The organism is Cobetia sp. 4B (genome assembly GCF_018831605.1).
In the GTDB taxonomy this organism is placed as follows: domain Bacteria; phylum Pseudomonadota; class Gammaproteobacteria; order Pseudomonadales; family Halomonadaceae; genus Cobetia; species Cobetia amphilecti.
Window position 1 is genome coordinate 1,774,005 of the sequence record NZ_CP059843.1, and the last position, 19,886, is coordinate 1,793,890.

The 19,886-nt window shown below is 59.9% G+C and carries 16 protein-coding genes; 8 read left to right on the plus strand and 8 right to left on the minus strand.

Going from position 1 to position 19,886, the window contains the following annotated elements:
* Positions 1-103: 103 nt before the first annotated feature.
* The 4 genes from H2O77_RS07570 (at position 104) to H2O77_RS07585 (ending at position 5,102) form a co-directional block, all read left to right on the plus strand.
* A complete protein-coding gene (locus H2O77_RS07570; protein ID WP_043332173.1) occupies positions 104-829 on the plus strand; it encodes an SCO family protein in 726 nt (241 codons plus the stop codon).
* Positions 826-1,302 (plus strand): hypothetical protein, encoded by a 477-nt coding sequence (locus H2O77_RS07575; RefSeq protein WP_043332172.1) that lies wholly within the window; start codon positions 826-828, stop codon positions 1,300-1,302. The genes H2O77_RS07570 and H2O77_RS07575 overlap by 4 nt, the downstream gene beginning before the upstream one ends.
* Positions 1,303-1,410: 108 nt before the next feature.
* Complete coding sequence (locus tag H2O77_RS07580; RefSeq protein ID WP_043332171.1) at positions 1,411-2,940, plus strand: PepSY domain-containing protein; 1,530 nt, start codon at positions 1,411-1,413, stop codon at positions 2,938-2,940.
* Positions 2,937-5,102, plus strand: coding sequence for a TonB-dependent receptor (locus tag H2O77_RS07585; RefSeq protein ID WP_215824300.1), 2,166 nt, complete (start codon positions 2,937-2,939; stop codon positions 5,100-5,102). Before H2O77_RS07580 ends, H2O77_RS07585 begins: the two co-directional genes overlap by 4 nt.
* Before the next feature lie 110 nt (positions 5,103-5,212).
* Here the strand turns inward: H2O77_RS07585 and aguA are convergent, their stop codons facing one another.
* The 3 genes from aguA to H2O77_RS07600 all read right to left on the minus strand — a co-directional run bounded on the left by aguA (position 5,213) and on the right by H2O77_RS07600 (position 9,299).
* Positions 5,213-6,349 carry an agmatine deiminase gene (gene aguA, locus H2O77_RS07590; RefSeq protein ID WP_052384358.1) on the minus strand — a complete coding sequence of 379 codons (1,137 nt, stop codon included), beginning with the start codon at positions 6,347-6,349 and terminating at the stop codon, positions 5,213-5,215.
* A gap of 10 nt (positions 6,350-6,359) precedes the next feature.
* Positions 6,360-7,688, minus strand: coding sequence for a Na+/H+ antiporter NhaC family protein (locus H2O77_RS07595; protein WP_225996407.1), 1,329 nt, complete (start codon positions 7,686-7,688; stop codon positions 6,360-6,362).
* A gap of 162 nt (positions 7,689-7,850) precedes the next feature.
* On the minus strand, positions 7,851-9,299 hold the full coding sequence (locus tag H2O77_RS07600; protein ID WP_082388492.1) for an aminotransferase: 1,449 nt from the start codon (positions 9,297-9,299) through the stop codon (positions 7,851-7,853).
* A 284-nt stretch (positions 9,300-9,583) separates the two neighbouring features.
* Here H2O77_RS07600 and H2O77_RS07605 point away from each other — a divergent pair, with 284 nt between their 5' ends.
* From H2O77_RS07605 to H2O77_RS07615, 3 genes are all read left to right on the plus strand, one after another.
* On the plus strand, positions 9,584-10,840 hold the full coding sequence (locus H2O77_RS07605; protein ID WP_052384357.1) for a Zn-dependent hydrolase: 1,257 nt from the start codon (positions 9,584-9,586) through the stop codon (positions 10,838-10,840).
* 65 nt (positions 10,841-10,905) lie between these two features.
* Positions 10,906-12,396 (plus strand): aldehyde dehydrogenase, encoded by a 1,491-nt coding sequence (locus H2O77_RS07610; RefSeq protein WP_215824301.1) that lies wholly within the window; start codon positions 10,906-10,908, stop codon positions 12,394-12,396.
* A gap of 182 nt (positions 12,397-12,578) precedes the next feature.
* Positions 12,579-13,421, plus strand: a complete 843-nt coding sequence (locus H2O77_RS07615; RefSeq protein ID WP_043332162.1) for a helix-turn-helix transcriptional regulator — start codon at positions 12,579-12,581, stop codon at positions 13,419-13,421.
* Positions 13,422-13,567: 146 nt separating this feature from the next.
* Here the strand turns inward: H2O77_RS07615 and H2O77_RS07620 are convergent, their stop codons facing one another.
* From H2O77_RS07620 to umuD, 3 genes are all read right to left on the minus strand, one after another.
* Positions 13,568-14,152: an NAD(P)H-dependent oxidoreductase gene (locus H2O77_RS07620; RefSeq protein ID WP_043332160.1), complete on the minus strand. Its 585-nt coding sequence runs from the start codon at positions 14,150-14,152 to the stop codon at positions 13,568-13,570.
* A gap of 245 nt (positions 14,153-14,397) precedes the next feature.
* Positions 14,398-15,672 (minus strand): Y-family DNA polymerase, encoded by a 1,275-nt coding sequence (locus H2O77_RS07625; protein ID WP_043332341.1) that lies wholly within the window; start codon positions 15,670-15,672, stop codon positions 14,398-14,400.
* A gap of 8 nt (positions 15,673-15,680) precedes the next feature.
* Positions 15,681-16,142, minus strand: a complete 462-nt coding sequence (umuD, locus tag H2O77_RS07630; protein WP_043332158.1) for a translesion error-prone DNA polymerase V autoproteolytic subunit — start codon at positions 16,140-16,142, stop codon at positions 15,681-15,683.
* A 288-nt stretch (positions 16,143-16,430) separates the two neighbouring features.
* Between umuD and H2O77_RS07635 the strand changes: the two genes are divergently transcribed.
* Complete coding sequence (locus H2O77_RS07635; protein WP_240548749.1) at positions 16,431-17,639, plus strand: glutamate carboxypeptidase; 1,209 nt, start codon at positions 16,431-16,433, stop codon at positions 17,637-17,639.
* A 112-nt stretch (positions 17,640-17,751) separates the two neighbouring features.
* On the opposite strand, the gene H2O77_RS07640 is transcribed toward H2O77_RS07635, so the two are convergent.
* Positions 17,752-18,063 (minus strand): putative quinol monooxygenase, encoded by a 312-nt coding sequence (locus H2O77_RS07640; RefSeq protein ID WP_043332154.1) that lies wholly within the window; start codon positions 18,061-18,063, stop codon positions 17,752-17,754.
* A gap of 226 nt (positions 18,064-18,289) precedes the next feature.
* Positions 18,290-19,780 (minus strand): CoA-acylating methylmalonate-semialdehyde dehydrogenase, encoded by a 1,491-nt coding sequence (locus H2O77_RS07645; RefSeq protein WP_043332153.1) that lies wholly within the window; start codon positions 19,778-19,780, stop codon positions 18,290-18,292.
* Between the last annotated feature and the right edge of the window lie 106 nt (positions 19,781-19,886).

A 19,886-nucleotide genomic window follows, 5' to 3' on the forward strand; every position in this document is an offset into this window, starting at 1 on the left:
GTGGCAACTTGTCGCATTAGTGGTTTCACGGGTGTGAATGGTTAGCATCCCTGTCATCGACCCTGCTGCCTTTACCTTCTCTGCACGCCACGCTGGAGTGTTCATGTCGCCGCGCAAGCTGATCCTGATGGGACTCAGTGCTTTTGCCCTCGTCGTTATCGCGTTGATCACGGGGCTTTCTGCCTCGCATCAACCGCGTGATGCGTGGCCGACGACGCTCGAGCTGCCTTCCACGCGGGGACTGCTGCACGCGGACACCCTGTCTCGGGGGGAAGCGGGTCACCTGAGCGTGCTGATTCCCGGCTTTACGCATTGCCCGGACATCTGCCCGTTGTCGCTTGCCCGGCTGCAGATGGCCTGGCAACGCCTTGACGAGACTTCACGTGCGCATCTGCATCCGATGTTTCTGACGCTGGATCCGGCGCGCGACACCCTGCCCGTGCTGTCACGTTATCTGTCTGCCTTCAGCCTGCCGGTGACTGGCCTTCGCCTCCCGTCACAGGACGACACGCGTCTGGAGGAATTCACTCAGCGGCTCGGTATCCAGTTTCAGCGGCGAGAACCCGAGCAGAGTCATCCTCCTGAACACGCGCAAGCGCAGGCGTCGGCCGGTGAGGCCGATTATATGATCGACCACAGCGTGGCGATCTTCGTGATCGATGAGCAGGGCCGGCTGCGTGACACCCTGCCGCTCAGTCAGACGCCTGAGCAGCTTGCTGATCGTCTGACGTTCCTGCTCCAGTCCGTGGCCGCAGCGCCGTCTTCTGACAGTGTTGCGGCCGTCAACACGAGCGAAAACGCTAACGTGCCGGTCACGGGGGGCGCATGACCGCGACTTGCCCCTCGACTCGCCACGCCAGGCGTCAATCCGTCTCCTATCATCGCGCCCTGTCACGCCTGACCGCGGCCAATGGGCATGTCGTCTTCGTGATGCTGATCGCGTTGGCCGCCATGCTGGTCATGCCGCTGGCGGCCCCACGAGTGGTGATGGTCAACGACCATGCCGTCTTCGAGAGCGTTGGTACCGGGCGTTGGGTGAGTGCCGATAGCGACTGGATAATCCGCGCCGCTCGCGAAAGCGGTTCGCAGGCGCAGATCACCCACAGTTCCGCTGCCTCGGATTGTCCGTTGGCCAGCATGGCGGCCTTCACGCTGGCATTGGTCGCCGTTGCCCTGTTGCTGGCGTTGGGGCGGTTGTCTCGCGACGCGGCCCCGCGTCCCTGCCTTGTCGCGTTTCGCGACATCAATGTCTATCTGCGTCCGCCCGGGCGCGCGCCACCCCACGATTCCCTCGCGCCATGAATTGCTGGGCCACCTCGCGGTGGCTCTCCATAGTGTTTGGTGACCTCGCGTTGACCGGCGGACAAAGCATCCGTCGCGCGTCGTGGCACCTGTCGATGGGTAATCGAGATGAGTTCAATAACCAATACCGACTCCGCGGGTCGCGCCGCTCGCGGTTTCAGCGATATCTACCGTGCCGTGTGGCGCTGGCATTTCTATGCCGGCCTGCTGGTGCTGCCTTTCCTGACCTTGCTGGCTGTCACCGGCGGTCTCTATCTGTTCCGTGAAGAGATCGACCACTTCGTGCATGCCGACCTGATGAAGGTCAACACGCCGGTGGTGCAACAGGCCAATGGCCAGGCACAGGCGAGTGTCCCGCTGAGCGAGCAGGTGCGTGTCGCCGTGCAAAGTCTGCCCGGCAAGGCCGTGCGTGTCGTGCCGCCTGCGGCTAGTGACTTGACCACGGAAGTCGATATCGTGGCAGCCGATGGCAGTGGCAAGCAGGCGGTCTACGTCAATCCCTACAGCGGTGAAGTGCAGGGGCAGATGGCCTACCGTGACAGCATCATGTGGACGGTGCGCAATCTGCACAGCCTCGCCATCACCGGCCCCATCGGCAATGCCGCGATCGAGATCGCTGCCGGCTGGAGCATCCTGCTGGTACTCAGCGGCCTGTATCTGTGGTGGCCGCGGGGCCAGAAGGGTGGCGTCGTCACGCTGCGTACCACGCCTGCGCGTCGTCTGTGGTGGCGTGACCTGCATGCCGTGTGTGGCATCTTCGCCGCTGGTTTCATCCTGTTTCTCGCCGTGACTGGCATGCCGTGGTCAATGGTGTGGGGTGCCAAGGTCAACGAGTTGGCCAACGGGCATAACTTCGGGTATCCCGATGGCGTGCGCGTGAATACGCCGATGTCGGATACCCGTCTGGTGGACCAGGAGCGGACGACCTGGTCGCTCGAACAGGCCGTTATCCCGTTATCTTCCTTGCCGGCTGCAGCGACAAGCCATGTCGTGGACGAGGGAGAGCATGCCGGGCATGGCGGTGGTAGCACCAAGTCTGGTGTCGATAAGTCATCCGGCGCTGCGGCCGTGCCGCTGAGCGCCGCCGCGATTGCCCATGCCGATATCGGCCTCGATCAGGCTGAGCGCATCTTCGCTCGCGAAGGCCTGGCACCGGGCTATGCCATCAACCTGCCGGGCTCGCCGCAGGGCGTCTACACCGGCTCCATCTATCCGGATGCGCTGGAGCGCCAGCAGGTGGTGCATGTGGATCGCTATTCCGGCGATGTGCTGCTGGACATGCATTACGCCGATTATGGCCCGCTGGGTCGAGCGCTGGAGTGGGGCATCAATGTTCACCTGGGGCAGCAGTACGGGCTGATCAACCAGCTGGTGCTGGTACTGGCCTGTATCGCGATGGTGATGATGAGCGTCGGTGCGGGCGTGATGTGGTGGAAGCGTCGTCCGGTGGGCGGTATCGGTATCCCGCCGCTGCCCAAGGAGCGCAAGCGAATCGCCGGTGTCTGGGGCTTGATGATGATCATCGGTGTCATCTTCCCGCTGGTCGGCCTCTCGCTGATCGTGATGGGGCTGCTGGATTGGCTGTGGATTCGCGCCACGCACAAGCGAGGGGATGACCTGCAGGAGGCCAGCGCATGACACTGTCTCTCGCCAATTTCCCGATTCGTGCGCGTCGTTTGTCATCGCCAGTGAGCGCATCGCGTGGTCGTCTGCCAATGGCCATTGCCGCCGCGATCGCGGGTAGTGGCACGCTGCCGGTTTACGCCGATGCTGACACCACCAGCGTATTGCCGTTGATCCGTATCGAGGCTCAGGCGCCCATGGCCAGCCCCGTCCACGACGTGCATGCGGGGCATGCCAAGGGCGACATGGACCTTGGCGAACAGCTGCGCGAGGTCAATGGTGTCAGTGGCTCGCGCTTGGGTAGTCACGGTGTTTCGGCCATCTTCCGTGCGCAGGGCGGTGAGCGCCTCATCCAGGAGGTGGATGGCGCATCGCTTTATCCCGCCTGTCCGGGGGGCATGGACACCACACTGGGTTACGCCACTGCCGGCAGTCAGTCGGACCTCACGCTTTACAAGGGCGCGCAGACCGTCAGTCGCGGCCCCAACTTTGCCGCGGGCAGCATCGAGGTGACGCGTCAGACGCCCTCGCGCAGCGATGATGATGGCGTCCAGGGTACCTTGGGGGCTGGCTGGCGCAGCAATGATGACGCCACCAGCGAGACTCTGTCACTGACCGCCAAGCAGGGCGATTTCTGGGCCGCACTGGACTTCGAGCATTCCGAGCGCAACAACTACGAGGATGGCAATGGCGATACTCAGTCAGGCGCGTATCGCAGCGACAATGGCAGTATCCGCATTGGCGCCTTCGCCACCGAGGATGTCGCCATCGAGGCGGGTTTCGCCGTGGTGCGCATCGATGATGCCCTGTATCCCACCATGGATGCGCCACGCAGCGATATGGACCGCCAGTATCTCAAGCTGACCATCGACAACGTCGGGCCGTTCTCGCACACCGAGACACAGGTCAACCATGCTCGCGTCGTGCACGACATGGATAACGTCACCCTGCGTGACTTTGATGATTCCAGCGCCAACTCGATGAGCATGGACATGAGCTCGGGCATGGATATGAGCTCGGGCATGGATATGAGCTCAGATATGGACATGAGCGACATGGCCATGTTCTCCAGCGCGACCACCGAGACCTGGTATGCCAGCACCCAGGGCGATATTCCGCTGACTGTCGGCGGACATGACGCGATATTGACGCTGGGTGCCGATGCCGAACGGCTCGAGAGCAATACCAACTCCCGGATGGGCATGTCACTGGATAGCCTGTCGGATAGCCAGACCTGGCCGGATGTCGTGCGGACGCGCGGTGGGGTATTCGCGGAACTGGATACCATCCTTGATGCCGACAACCGACTCGTGACCGGTGCGCGCTATGACGTCTCCATCAGTGATGCGCGAGATGCCAATGAGGTGGTGGGTAGCAATGCCTCGGCCATCTCCGCCTGGCGTGCCCAGTATGGCGATGATGTTGACGCCAAACAGCGTGATGGCGAACTCAGTGCACTGGCGCGTCTGGAGCATCGCGTCAATGAGGCGGTGAAAGGCTATGCGGCGCTCAGTCGCAGCGTACGCTTCCCGACGGCCAGTGAGCGCTATTACAACCGCCAGTCCGACTCCGATGGTTGGTTGGGTAATCCAGAGCTTGATCCCGAGATCCATCAGCAGCTCGAGCTTGGGGTGGCGGTCAGGCAGGGCGCCTGGCGTTATTCGGCGGACACCTACTACAACCGGGTGCATGACTGGATCGAGCTGACCGAAGGCGACTCGCTGACCACCTACGACAATGTCGAGGCCGAGATCTACGGTATCGAGCTGGAAGCCAGTTGGCGGCAACACGGCTGGCGGCATTCCGCAGGCGTTGCCGCCACGCACGGCACCAACCTGAGCGATGGGACGCCCCTGTCACAGGTCGCCCCCTTCAATGGCTATCTGGCGACACGCTATGACGCGGATCGTTGGTGGGCAGGTGCCCGATTCGATGCGGCCGCACGTCAGTCGCGTATTTCCGACAGTGAAGACGCGACGGCAGGCTTCGGCATCGTCGGCCTGGAAGGTGGGTACCATGTCACTGACGCCATCGAGTTGAGCGCCGGCATCTCCAACCTGTTCGACAAGGCCTACGCCTACCACGTCAATCGCTTCTACGACGATCCGTTGCAGGGCGATGTACAGGTCAATGAGCCGGGGCGTATCTTCTGGACGCACGCCAGCTGGAGCTTCTGAGACCTGTACCCTCTCAATAGTGAGCGCTGGTCGCCGCTATTCGTTAGAACGCAAGAAGCCCGCCATCGGTCATGTCACCGGTGGCGGGCTTCTTTTTACGCCAACAGGCGTCAGTGTCGTTCAGTCAGGCGCTTGGGTTGCTGTTGGGTAATGCAGTGGATGTTGCCACCCCCCAGCAGAATTTCACGAGCATTGACGCCAAGAATCTGCCGAGTCGGGAAGATGGCTTGCAGTTTCTCGCGCGCGACATCATCCAGCGCCGGGTCAAGCAATGGCATGACGATGGCTTCGTTGGCGATGTAGAAGTTCACGTAGGAACCCGCCATCCGGTCGCCGGGGCGTCTCGGGTGTGAGCTACCCAGGCGGTCCAGGCCATTGGCTTCATCTTCCTGGATATACAGAGGGCCGGGCTGTGGGAGCAGATGCACCTTGAAGGCACGCCCTCTGGCATCCACGGAGTTCTCGAGAACCTCAAGCGCCGCCTTGGAGATCGAATGCTGTGGGTCCTGGGGATCATCGCTCCAATTGAGGGCGACTTCTGCAGGCCCGACGAAGCAGCACAGGTTATCCACGTGGCCATCGGTCTCATCCAGATGGCAGCCATTGGGAAGCCAGATGATGGTGGTGACACCGAGATGGTCCTTGAGGATCTGCTCTATCTGCTCGCGACTCAGATCAGGGTTGCGATTGGCGTTGAGCAGGCACTCTTCAGTCGTGATCAGCGTCCCTTCGCCGTCGACATGAATGGCACCGCCTTCCAGCATGATCGAGGCATCAAAGCGCGGAACATCCAGAATCTGCGAGATCTTGGTGCGGATTCTGCGGTCCTTGTCCCAGGGGAAATAGAGTCCTCCATTGAGGCCGCCCCAGGCATTGAACTCCCAGTCGATCATGGCAATACGGCCATCCGGATGAGTCAGGAAGGTTGGGCCGACATCGCGCATCCAGGCGTCGTTGCTGGATATCTCGACGACACGCACATGCGCGGGCAGCTCATTGCGTGCGTTTTCGTACTGCTCATCATTGACGCCGACGATGACGGTCTCGCTGCCGGCGATGGCCGTGGCGACATCCACGAAAGCCTGTTGGGCAGGCTTGGCACCGTAACGCCAGGTGTCCGGCCGCTGTGGCCACAGCATCCAGCAGGCATCATGTCTGGCATATTCGGCAGGCATGAAGAAGCCCTTGGCAGCAGGTGAGCCTGGAGTGAAGACATCAAGAGAATGAGAGGGGGAGAAGCGGGTCATGATGTTCGTCTCACAGGTAGCCGGCGGCAAGGAAGATAAGCGCGGATATCGATGCCGCGATCAAGACGTAAGGCAGTTGGGTCAAGGCATGCGACATGGGAGAGCAGCCACTGCCCTGTGCCGAGAGCACTGTGGAGTCACCATAGAAGCAGGCGTGACTGCCGAAGGCGCTGGCCGAGATCAGTGCGCCCACGACCAGTGGCATGTTGGCATCCATGCTCATGGCGAGCGGCAAGACGATCGGCATTGCCACCGCAAAGAGGCCCCAGAAAGAGGCGGTTGCAAAGGCCAGCAAGGCCATGGTCAGGAAGATGACCATCGGCAGCAGCCCCGGCGTCATGATGGGTTGCACATGAGTGATGACGAATGTGGTCAGCCCCAGGGTGTCATTGACCTCTTTCAGGAAGAAGCCGGCAACCAGTGTTCCCAGAGGCAGCAGCATCGATTTGAAACCTTCCAGTGCCGTGTCGAAGGTGTCATTGAAGCTGAGCAGACGCTGCGCAAAGATCATCACGAACAGTACCAGCAGTGCCACTATCACGCCGCGTAGAATGTCAGTGTCGAAATACCAGGTGAAGAAGACCAGCGCGAACATCGGCACCAGGAAGTTGAGCAGGTGTGGCGGTGTCTTGCCGGTATCTTCGACTTCCAGTGTCGTGTCAGTGCTGTCATCGGGGATGGTCTGCCCAGAGGCGGCACGCAGTTCGGCGGCTTTCATCGGGCCGATATTGGGAATCCAGCCCATGGCGACCATCGGTACGATAGCTGCCGCTACCCAGGCGTAGAACATGTAAGGAATGGCTTCGATATACATGGATATGCCATTTCCCGGGATGCCATTTTCTTCCAGCAGGCCCGAAAAGAAGACTGCCCAGGTCGAGAAGGGTACCAATACACAGACTGGTGCAGCGGTGGAGTCGACGATGTAGGCGAGTTTTTCGCGTGAGATGTTGAATCTATCGGTAATCTTCTTCATCGAGGCGCTGATGGTCAGCGCATTCAGATAGTCATCGACGAAGATCACCAGGCCCAGCACCCAGGTTGCCAGCAAGCTTTGATTCCTGGTCCGGATTCGGCTGCCAAGTGCTGCCCCGAAGCTGAGTACACCGCCTGTCTTTACCAACAAGGCGATGAAGCTGCCAAATAGACCACATACGAGAATGATCCAGGTGACGGTATCGTTGGCCAGCACCGTCAGCATGGTATCTGCGCCATCTGAAATGGCATTGTAAGGGTCAATCATCAACAAGCCGACGATTGCCCCTGTCATGAGTGATTCGATTGTCCTGCGTGTAATGAGCGCCATGATGAGCACGATGCCTGTGGGGATCAGGCTCATGTATCCAAAATTGTCCATAACATACCTTTTGTCATTATAATTTTTTATACATATGTGACGGCCGATGCCGCTGGCGCAGCGAAGTTCAAGGGCCAGCGGCAATGTCGGCAACACGCGATAACCTGGGCGAGGCCGCGTCACATCAATCCATTTTCTGGACTGTTACAGATAACCGTCTTGCGTGAGTGATTCGGTGACTGCCGAGAATGAGGCATCGAGGATGGCCACGACCTGATCGATCACGGCTTCATCCCAGATCAACGGCGGAGAGATGATGTTGAGGTGGCCGACAGGGCGAATGATCAAGCCTCGCTTCTGTGCTTCTGCAGCGACCCTATCCCCGACACGTGCTTCCAGTGGCAAGAGCTCGCCGGTTGTCTTGTCTGCCACATTTTCCAAGCACATCATGAAGTTACTGCCGCGAACGTCGCCAACGGTAGCGTGATGCTTCAGGGTTTTCAACTGCGCCTCAAGATAGGGGCCGACTCGCTGGATGTTTTCGCACAGCGCTTCTCTTTCCATGATCTCGATGTTCTTGAGCGCGGCGGCACAGCTGACCGGATGGCCTGAATAGGTAAACCCTGTACTCAATACACCACCTTTACCCTGGGGAGTACCCAGCACCTCATAGAGGGAGTCTGAAATCAGCGTTGCGCCAAGCGGCACATAGCCTGAGGAAAGTCCCTTGGCGCAGGTAATGATGTCCGGGCTGAGACCGAAGACCTTTTCGCTGCTGAAGAAGTGGCCGAGACGTCCGAAGGCTGTCACGACTTCATCGACGATCAACAGGATGTCGTGCTGGCGGCAGAGGGCCTGCATGCGAGTGTGGTAACCCTCGGGAGCGACGAGAACACCGCCTGCGCCCATGATGGGCTCCATGATGAAAGCGGCGATATTGTCAGCGCCCAGTGTTTCGATTCTGTTCTCGAATTCATTCACCAGTTGGTCGCAATAGTCAGCTTCACTCATGCCCTTCGGACGACGATAACAGTTGGCTTCGCTGAGATAGCTGACATGGGAGTCCAGGGTATCGAACATCCAGTTGTTGCTTTCGATGCCTGTCAGGGTGGCCGCCATGTAGGTGGTACCGTGATAGGCATTCTTGCGGGAGATGATCTTCTTCTTCTGCGGCTTTCCGATACGGTTGTAGTAGTAATGCACCAGACGAATGGCGACATCATTCGCGGTGGAGCCTCCACAGGTATAGAAGACGTGGTTGAGGTGTGCCGGTGCCAGACTGGCAAGCTTGGCCGATAATTCCGCTGCCGGAATATTGGTCAGATTGTTGAAGGTAGAGAAGTAGGCCATGCGTGTGGCCTGTTCCGCCATCGCGTCACCAATTTCCTTGCGACCATGCCCCACGTTCACGCACCACAGCCCCGCAATACCATCGATGAAACGGTTGCCTTCGATATCTGACACGTAGATACCGTCGCTATCACTGATGATGTCGCAACCCTGCTCGTGGAAGGTCGAGAAGTCAGTGAAGGGGTGGATGAAGTGATCTCTGTCCTTCTCCCAGACAGCTTGAGCATCGCCGCTCAGGCCATGGGCAGAATGTTCGGATGGTGCATCGATAGATGAGGTGTGATCCAGAGTGTTGGTGGTCATCAGTGTTGTCTCTTGTTGTTGGTGATGGCGGAGAGCCAGCGATTGTCTGGGGTCTGGTGTCATGCAGCGTGCCAAGCGCTCTTCACTGTCGCTCTCGCTGCAATCGTTCACTGGAACCAGCGTATCCAGATCGGATAGCCGCCCGGTATATCCCAATGGGGGTATTCCGCTCCTGGTGCGTGAGTTTCTAAGGTGACGGTCTACACGATGTGACGGCGGGGTGCTGAGTGACAGGTCGGTACACGCCCATCGACATACGGACACAAGAACAAGAGGACGCAAGCATGCAGGCAGTTGCACAAGAGGTTCAGCCGTTCAGGATCGACCAGCAACGTCTCTGGGATAGCCTGATGGATATGGCGAAGATCGGGGCCACGGCCAAGGGCGGCTCCTGTCGTCTTGCGTTCAGCGAGGAGGATACCCAGGGGCGCCGCCTGCTGATGCAGTGGTGCGAGGCACTTGGTTGCGAGATGCGTGTCGATGAGGTCGGAAACCTGTTCATTCGTCGTGAGGGCAGCGAGCCGTCGCTGGCCCCGGTCTCGACCGGCAGCCACCTGGACACTCAGCCCAAGGGCGGACGTTTTGATGGCATTCTCGGTGTACTGGCAGGACTTGAGGTCTTTCGAGTGCTGGATGCGCAGGGCATTGTCACGCGCCGGCCACTGGAATTGATCGTATGGGGCAATGAAGAAGGCAGTCGCTTCTCCCCGGCGATGGTAGCGTCCGGCACCTATGCGGGCGTCTTTGAGCCGACTTATACCCTGGCGCGTGAAGACAGCGCAGGCATTACCTATGGCGAAGCGCTGGCGAGCACCGGACTGCGCACGCCAGATTTCAAGACGGGCCCCAGGTTGGACAGTTATTTTGAGCTCCACATTGAACAGGGGCCGGTGCTGGAACAGGAAGGCAAGTCACTGGGGGTTGTCACCGGCGTTCAGGGAATTCGCTGGTTTGATGTCACGATTTCTGGTGTCGCGGCACATGCAGGGCCGACGCCGATGCGTTACCGCCGTGATGCGATGATGGCGGCTGCGCGCTTGATGGATCAGATCCACCAGCATGTGCAATCAGACCCGACAGGGAATGCACGTGTCACGGTGGGCACCCTGAATATTCCCTCCGCCTCGCGCAACGTCATTCCGGGCGAGGTCAGCATGACGGTGGACCTGCGCCATGTGAAAGAAGCCGAGCTTGAGACACTGGAAGCCACGTTCATGTCGATGCTTGAGAAGGTGTCGGAGGAATATGGTGTCAGTGTGACGCAGGAGCGCATCTGGAAGTCAGAAGTCGTCGACTTCGATGAGGCATGTATCGAGGTCGTCAGGCAGGCCGTCGCCAATCAGGATGCGCCCTCACGAGAGATGATGAGCGGTGCTGGCCATGACGCCGTCTATGTTTCGCGCGTGGCGCCGACGGCAATGATCTTCGTGCCGTGTCTCGATGGCATCAGCCACAACGAGGCGGAATATGCTTCACCTGAAGACTGTGCCCTCGGCTGCCAGGTACTGCTGGAATCCGTGCTGGCGCGTGCGGGTCGCTGATTTCTCCACCGTTGCCATCCCGTTCTCACGTCTTTTCCGCCACAGTCATCCCTCGGAGCCATACCATGCCACTCACTCAGGCCCAATGGCAGCAACGTGCCAGCCAGCTGTCCTTTGAAACTCGCGCCTATCTCGATGGCGAGTTCACACACGCCGCCAGTGGCAAGACCTTTCCCTCTCTCAATCCTGCGACGGGCGACACTCTGGCGCAGGTGGCCCGCTGCGAGGCGCCCGAGGCAGAACGCGCCGTGGCTTGTGCCAGAGCTGCCTTCGACAAGGGCGATTGGTCGCGGCTGGCACCGGCAGCCCGCAAGCGCACCTTGCTGCATCTGGCAGAACTCATCGCCGAGCATCAGCAGGAGCTCGCACTGCTCGATACACTCGACATGGGCAAGCCGATCACCAGTGCGCTGGGCGATGTGGCCTCTGCCATTGAATGTCTACGCTATACCGCGGAGTCCCTGGACAAGCTCTATGGTCAGGTCGCGCCGACCGGCGAAGAGGCGTTGGGACTGATCGTGCGTGAACCCCTGGGCGTGGTCGTCTCCATCGTGCCCTGGAACTTCCCGCTGATGATGACGATCTGGAAGATTGCTCCAGCCTTGGCGACTGGCAACAGTGTCATTCTCAAACCCTCCGAGAAGTCATCGCTCTCGGCGCTGCGCCTGGCGCAACTGATCGCGCTGACGGAGATACCCAAGGGAGTCTTTCAGGTACTGCCAGGCTTCGGCACAGATGTCGGTAAGGCGCTGGCGCTTTCGATGCAGGTCGATGCCATTGCCTTTACTGGCTCGACTCAGGTGGGCAAGCTTCTGACGCAATATGCGGGTCAGTCGAATCTGAAACGGACTTTCCTCGAGTGTGGTGGCAAGAGCCCGAATATCGTGTTCGAAGACTGTGCTGACATCCCGTGCGTCGCACGTCAGGCCGCTGCCGCCATCTTCCATAATCAGGGAGAGGTTTGCATCGCAGGTTCTCGCCTGTTGGTGCATAACCGTATTCGCGAGCCATTCGTTCGTGCGCTGTGTGAAGCTGCCAGGAGCATGCAGCCGGGGGACCCATTGGACCCGCAAAGCTTCATGGGCGCCATCGTCGATCAGGAACAGTACGACAAGATTGCCAGCTACATTGCGCTCGGTGAGCAGCAAGGGGCAAGACGTGAGGCGATCATCACGGATGACAATCGCCAGGTTGAGGGCTGTTTCATAGCGCCGACCATCTTCACTGGCGTGACGGCAGACATGGCCATCGCCAACGAGGAAATCTTTGGCCCGGTTCTCGCCGTCATGGGGTTTGATGATGAGGAAGAAGCGATTGCGATCGCCAATGACTCTGACTATGGGTTGGCAGCAGGGCTCTGGAGTCAGGACGTCAACCGGGTGATTCGTGTCGCGCGCCGATTGCAGTCTGGACAGGTCTATATCAACAACTGGGCAGGGCCGGACATGACGATGCCCTTTGGTGGTGTGAAGCAGTCCGGCAATGGCCGCGACAAGTCACTGCAGACACTCGGTGAATATACCGAGACGAAGTCCATCTGGTTGGCCATTACCTGAATGGTGGTGGCGGGGATGATCCGTGCTGGACGTTCTGACACGAACAAGCGTCTTGCAATGAAAGCGCCAGGCTCATGCCTGGCGCTTTCATTGGCGTTCGGGGCGTGATGGCTCCGGATGCGCCAGCGTTATACCTTCGTTGGCTATGCTAGGATGTCTCGATACGTCACCAGGGTCGGCTCATGATTCACAAAGAGTTGTTGTGCGCTCCAGAACTATCGAGCTGGCATTGCGTGCTGGCGAAGCTGATGACATCGGCATCTTCGGCGGAATTCCCTCGCTTGCTGCAGGACGTCTTCCACGACATTCTGCCTTTTGACACGATACTGGTCAGCACCTACAAGCAAGGGTGCGCACCCATCCTGATCTACGACAATTATCCTCCTGAGCGTCGGCAGCAGGGGGTAGAACGTTATATTGGCGATGCCTACATATTGGATCCCTTCTATACCTCGACCCAGCAAAGCTGTCGTCCCGGCGTCTACCGCCTGAGTGAGCTGGCGCCTGATTGCTTCGAAGACAGTGAGTACTACAAGCATTATTACGGCGCGTTGGGACTCAAGGATGAAATTGGCATCTTCATACAACTGCCCGGCGACATCGTGATGGTGTTTTCGCTGGGATTGCATGAGACCTCTCTGCCGCTGACTCGAAAATCACTGCTGGCGCTCAAGAACCTGCAACCGATCATCGAGCCCCTCGCGCGCGAGTATTGGAAGTGGCAGGGCGTCAGTTTCGTGGATCGCCTGGAGCATCATGAGCCGGTAGAGGCCGCCTTCGATAGCTTTGGTGATGGTCTTCTGACGCAGCGTGAGCAGGACATCGTCAAGTTGTTGCTGGCCGGACACTCCACCAAATCTGCCGCGCGTGAACTCGCAATCAGCGATGGCACCGTCAAGGTACATCGCAAGCATATCTATCAGCGTCTGGCCGTTTCGAGCCAGGCCCAGATGTTCCGCCTGTTTCTGGATCACGTCTCGCTCGTCTCTCGCCAGAGCGGGGCACTGAGCCAGGTCGGGCCTTGATAGGTTTCCTCGAGCGCCGGATTATCGCTACTTGATGGCTGAATGACGGCTACTCAACGACGAAAGGCTGCCCATGGGCAGCCTTTCGTGTATTCGAGAGCTTGGGAGAGGCGTCATCAGCTCAGACTGTATGACGCCCCGAGCCTTCAGGCGCGGCCGACGTGCTCGCGCAGGTGCGTGCGGTAGGCCTGGGTGTAGGCTGCCAGGTCAGGATTCTTGATTACATCAGTGGCCAGGTAGGTCGGCAAGGCCGTCATGCCGAGGAATTCCATCGCCTTGTGCACCGGGAAGTAGACGCCATCGATGCCCTTGCCCTCGAAGAAGTTGCCTTCTTCATCAAAGGCCTCAAGTGGCGCATTCCAGGTCAGTGACAGCATGTACTGGCGGCCCTGCATCAAGCCGCCAGTGCCATAGCCCTGGGTCGGACTGGTGCGATGACGCCCATCGCTGGCATATAGAGAGCCGTGGCCCTCAGTCAGGATGTCATCGAGATACTTCTTCACGGTCCACGGCAGACCCATCCACCAACCTGGGGTCTGATAGATGATCAGGTCCGCCCACAGCTGCTTCTCGATTTCCGCCTTGGCCTCGAAGCCTTCCTCGATGACGGTTTCACGCACTTCATGACCCAGCTCGGCCAGCTCACCGCGCGCCAGCTCATGCAGCGTCGCGTTCAGCTCGCCATTGGAATGGGCAAAGGCCTTGCCGCCGTTGATCAGTAGAATCTTCATGCCGGGTACTCCACAACTGTTGGCTTTTCAGCAATGGCGCACAGCATGAGTGTTCGCAAGTCATTGATAAAGCGGCGCTGGCGTAAAACACCTTTGCTGTGGGTGCAACAATCCGATCAGGTTGCGCGCGATATCTACGCATTCACTCCCTTCATGCCTTCTGCGGTATGAGCGCCGAGGAAAGGGATTGTATTGCTGATGGTTGGGGCACTCGGAATTGCGCTCAGAGCTTTCGGCCAAGTCCACTAACGCAACCGCTTCAATTCCTGCCAGTTGGTGGTGTAGCGGGCGCTGCGGTGGGCGCAGCGCAGTTGCCAGGCGGCGTCGGGGCGTGCGACGCCCAGACGCACGGTGCCGCGGCCCATCTTCTGATTCATGGCGTCCAGTGTCGCCATCAGCTGCTGACTGCGTTCACGCCTGGCGATATCCGCTTCGTCGTCGAGCAACGAGAGTTGCTCGCGTGGCTGGTCGATGAGGTCGAGCAGCATCACGCCAGCCTTCATGAAGCGATAACCGCGCAGGTAGATATGCTCCAGCGCCTGTTGCGCGGCGGCGAGTATCTCGCGGCTGTCATTGGTGGGGGCGGGCAGCTCGACGATGGTGCTGGGTGAGTATTGCGGCAGGTCGGGTCGGTGGCGATTGCTCTTGAGGAAGACCAGCACGGCGCGTGTCAGGCTGCCTTGATGGCGCAGCTTCTCGGCGCCGCGCTGGGCATGTTGGCGGATGGCGTCCCTGAGTTCATTCAAGTCACCGGTCATGCGCCCGAAGGAGCGCGAGGTCATGATGCGCTGGCGAGCGTCATCGGCATCATTCATCTCGAAGCAGGGCGTGCCTTGCAGTTCGCGCGCGGTGCGTTCCAGAACCACGGAATACCGCTGGCCGATGGCGCGCGGGTCGGCGCAGCGCAGGTCCCAAGCAGTGTGCAGGCCTTGCAGTGCCAGGCGTTCGACCAATCGTCGGCCCACGCCCCAGACATCGCCCAGTGGCGTATCGGCCAGCAGGCGCTGGGTGCCGACTTCATCGGGTTCCAGCACGCAGACACCGCCGAATTCCGGACGTTTCTTGGCAGCGCGATTGGCCAACTTGGCCAGCGTTCGAGTTGGCGCGACCCCGACACATACGGGAATGCCGGTGAACTTGCGGACATTACGGTGCAGGGTGCGGCTCAATGTCAGCATCGAGTTGCGATCAAAGCCATCGAAACGCACGAACATCTCATCGATGGAGTAGGGCTCGACCCCGGCGGAATATTCCTCCAGCACCTCACGCACGCGCGCCGACATGTCGCCATACAGCTCATAGTTGGAGGAGAGCAGGTGGATGCGCCCCTCACGGACGAGTGACTGTAGCTGGAAGGCGGGGGTGCCCATCTCCACGCCCAGCGCCTTGAGTTCGTTGGAGCGCGCGATCACGCAGCCGTCATTGTTGGACATCACGCCGACAGGGCGGCCCTCCAGGCGCGGGTCGAACACTCGCTCGCAGCTGGCGTAGAAGTTGTTGCAGTCGACCAGTCCGATCATCGGCGTCTTCATACCGCGTATTCGTGGATGACGGAACGCACCACCCCCCAGACCTGGCATTCGAGGTCGAAGATCGCGACCGGCGGATACAGAGCATTGCCGGAGCTCAGATAGGGGCGCTGACCGATCAGCTCATAACGCTTGACCACCACCTCACCCTCGACCAGTGCCACCACGATATGCCCGGGGCGGGCATCGATGGAGCGGTCTACCACCAGGGTGTCACCCTCATAGATGCCGAAGCCTTCCATGCTGTCACCCGCCACCGTCATGAAGAAGGTCGCTGCCGGGCGCTTGATCAGCCGCTCGTTGAGGTCCAGCGTGCGCCCCGCGTAATCCTCGGCCGGCGAGGGGAAGCCGGAAATGCCAGCGCGCCCCGTGATGTGAGGGTGCGGCAGCGCACAGGGCTCCGGCGCTGGATGAGGGCGAGCCAGCGAGGCGTGGGACGGTTGAGCGGCAGATACGGTCATGGGTGGGGTCTCCTTTCGATACTGTATTCATATACAGTATCGGCGCTGAGAAGCCCTCAGGCAACCGATAATCCCTGCGAGTGCTGCACATTCACGAGACGCAGATCAGATGAAGTGCACCTGTGTTCAATGGTGGACGGCAGGTAAAGCTGCTAGCAGAAAAAATTTCCCGGTAGGCCTCGCGTTTGCGTTTGCCTGATATCCGCCTTACCTTCGTTATTCCTTATATAAAAATATTAGAGGTGGAAAATGCGGCTTCCGATGTTGGCGGTGGGTTTGGCATGCGGTATGTGCAGTGCCAGTGCGCAAGCGGCGGACTATCAGGATGTGCAGGATGCCGTCGAGCAACAGCGAGCACCTCTGCTGGAGACGCTGGAATCACTGGTCAACTTGGATTCGGGAACGGGCTACCGTGAAGGCTTGAATGACGTTGAGGCAATGCTGACCCAGCATCTCGAAGCGCTTGGCGCACAGGTGGAAACGCACCCTGCCAAGACCTATGGCGGCAATACGATTGTCGGTCGCCTGCAGGGAGATGGCAGTCGCAAGATAATGTTGATGATTCACTACGACACCGTCTTCGATGAAGGCGCCGCCACGGAGCGTGCCTTCCGTATCGAGGATGGGCGTGCCTATGGCCCGGGCGTGGGCGATGCCAAGGGTGGCGCAGCCGTTATTCTGCACAGTCTCGAGGCGCTGAAGTCGCTCGGGTTTGATGACTATGGCCAGGTGACGGTTGTCTTCAATCCTGATGAGGAGAAGGGCTCGCCTGGCTCGCATGACCTGATTCATGAGCTATCGGCAGATCAGGATGCCGTGCTGGTATTCGAGCCTACCTTCGCTGACCCGGGAGTTGATGCCGTCACCGTCGTCACCAAGGGCATCAACTATGCGTTTCTCGAGGTGAAGGGCCGTGCCTCCCATGCCGGTGGCGCACCAGAGGAAGGGCGCAACGCCATCATGGAGCTGTCTCATCAGCTGCTGCAGTTGAATGAGCTTGATGATGCGGACAAGGAGACGACGCTCAACTGGACGATCGTCGAGGGCGGCGTCAAGCGCAACGTGATTCCGGAGCATGCCAGGGCGGAAGGTGATATGCGCTACTTCGATAGCAGCGAGTATCAGCGTGTCCTGGAAGAAGCGCAGGCCATCACGAAGAACCAGTTGATCGATGATACCGAAGTGGAGTTCCACCTCGAGAAGGGGCGTCCGCCGCTGCCTGACAATCCGCAGAGTCAGCAGCTGGCCGAGCAGGCCCAGAAGATCTATCAAGAGTTGGGGCAGACACTGCAAGCGGTCGAGATCGGTGGCGGCACCGATGCAGCCTACGCCTATCATGCAGATTCCGATAAACCGGCAGTGCTCGAATCCCTGGGTCTCGTCGGCGGCGGCTATCACAGCGATCAGGAGTTCGTGCTGGTCGATAGCGTCGTGCCACGCCTTTACCTGACGACGCGCATGATCATGCAATTGTCCGAGGATCAGCCGCAGGAGTGAAACCGGGGTTGTAGCGGTAAATGATATGCCGTCATGACAGCAAGCCCGATAAAAAAGCCCGGCCTCCTGGAGGTCGGGCTTTTTTGGGTCTTTCCCAATGCTGTTCTGTCTATCAGCCCGCCGGGCTCAGGATGCGGATATCGCCATCGGCGATCCAGTCACCGGCGTTGTCGCGGAAGCGCTGCATGTGTTCGGTCTCACGGTGGGCCTGCAGCGCATCGTGGGATTCCCAGGCTTCCACCACGGTGATGGTGTCGGGGCGTGGGTCGTTGTCCTTGTCGGCGGCGCGTTCGGAGTCCAGGCACGGGTGGTAGGCGTGGCAGCCATCTTCCTCGCGCACGGTGGGCGCGACGGCGCAGAGTTCATTGAAGACATCCTGAACGTGGCCTTCCTTGGCGGTAACGGTGGCGATTACCCAGATCATCTTGGCTCCTTGTGACGGTGCTGACCGCCGATGTTGTCGGGATTCTCGTGATGAGATGTCCTGACTATGTGGAGCCGTTTCTGGCCACTGCAAGGGGCAGGGGCTGACTGCCGGCATGACCCTGCATGATTAGCACATGAAAGCGCCGGACAGCAGGGCTGTCCGGCGCAGTTGTCATCAGACGATGATCCGCGTTCGTGATGGATCAGAAAGCGAAGGCGATGGATCAGGACGGGAAGGCGAACTGGGCGCCTTCACGCAGACCGGCGGAAGGCCAGCGCTGGGTGATGGTCTTGCGGCGAGTGTAGAAGCGCACCGCATCCGGGCCGTAGGCGGACAGATCGCCGAACAGCGAGCGCTTCCAGCCGCCGAAGCTGTGATAGGCAACCGGTACCGGCAGCGGCACGTTGATGCCGACCATGCCGACCTGGATGTGATCACTGAAGTAGCGGGCGGCTTCGCCATCACGGGTGTAGATGCAGGTGCCGTTGCCGTATTCGTGATCATTGATCAGCTGCATGGCGGCTTCCATCGAATCGGCGCGCACGACCAGCAGCACCGGGCCGAAGATCTCTTCCTGGTAGCAGGTCATCTCCGGGGTGACGCCATCGATCAGGGTGCCGCCGACGAAGAAGCCGTTCTCGCCGCCTTCGACCTGCGGATTGCGGCCATCGACCACCACCGTCGCGCCTTGCTGCTCGGCGCTGTCGATGTAGCCGACCACCTTGTCACGATGGGCCGCGGTGATCAGCGGGCCGAAATCATTGCCCTTGTCGCTGTAGATGCCGACCTTGAGGCCTTCCATCTGCTGCTTCATCTGCGCGATCAGCTTGTCGGCGGCGTCATCGCCCACGGCCACCGCGACGGACAGTGCCATGCAGCGCTCACCGGAGGAGCCGAAGGCGGCGCCATTCAGTGAGTTGGCCACGTATTCCATGTCGGCGTCCGGCATCACGATGGCGTGGTTCTTGGCGCCACCGAGGGCCTGACAGCGTTTGCCGTTGGCTGCGGCGCGGCTGTAGATGTATTCAGCGATCGGGGTGGAGCCGACGAAGCTGACCGCCTGAATGCGCGGGTCGTCCAGCAGCGTATCGACGGCTTCCTTGTCGCCATTGACGACATTCATGACGCCGGCCGGCAGACCGGCCTCCATCAGCAGCTCGGCGATGAACAGCGTGGAGGTCGGGTCGCGCTCGGAGGGCTTGAGGACGAAGGTATTGCCGCAGGCGATCGCCATCGGGTACATCCACAGCGGCACCATGGCCGGGAAGTTGAACGGCGTGATGCCGGCAACCACGCCCAGCGGCTGGAATTCACTCCAGGAATCGATGCCCGGGCCGGTATTGCGGCTGTGCTCGCCCTTGAGCAGTTCCGGGGCGCTGCAGGCATATTCGACATTCTCGATGCCGCGCTGCAATTCGCCCAGCGCATCGTGACAGATCTTGCCGTGCTCCTGACCGATCAGGCGGGCGATCTCGTCGGCATGTTCTTCCAGCAGCTGCTTGAAGCGGAACATCACTCGGGCGCGCTTGATCGGCGGCGTGTTGCGCCACTCCGGGAAGGCGGCCTCGGCGGCCGCGATGGCTTCCTCGACCGTCGCCTTGCTGGCCAGGCGCACCTGACCGCCGACTTCGCCGGTGGAGGGATTGAAGATGTCCTGGGTACGGCCTTCGCTGTGATCGATGTTGCCGTTGATGAGGTGTCCGAGCGTCTTCATTGGGTGGGTCTCCCTGAGATGACTTGTGAAATGAATGGCGATGAATGAAGTGGTGTTGATCGTCAGTTCTGAATGTTGATGGTCAGTCTTGAACGTCGATGGTCAG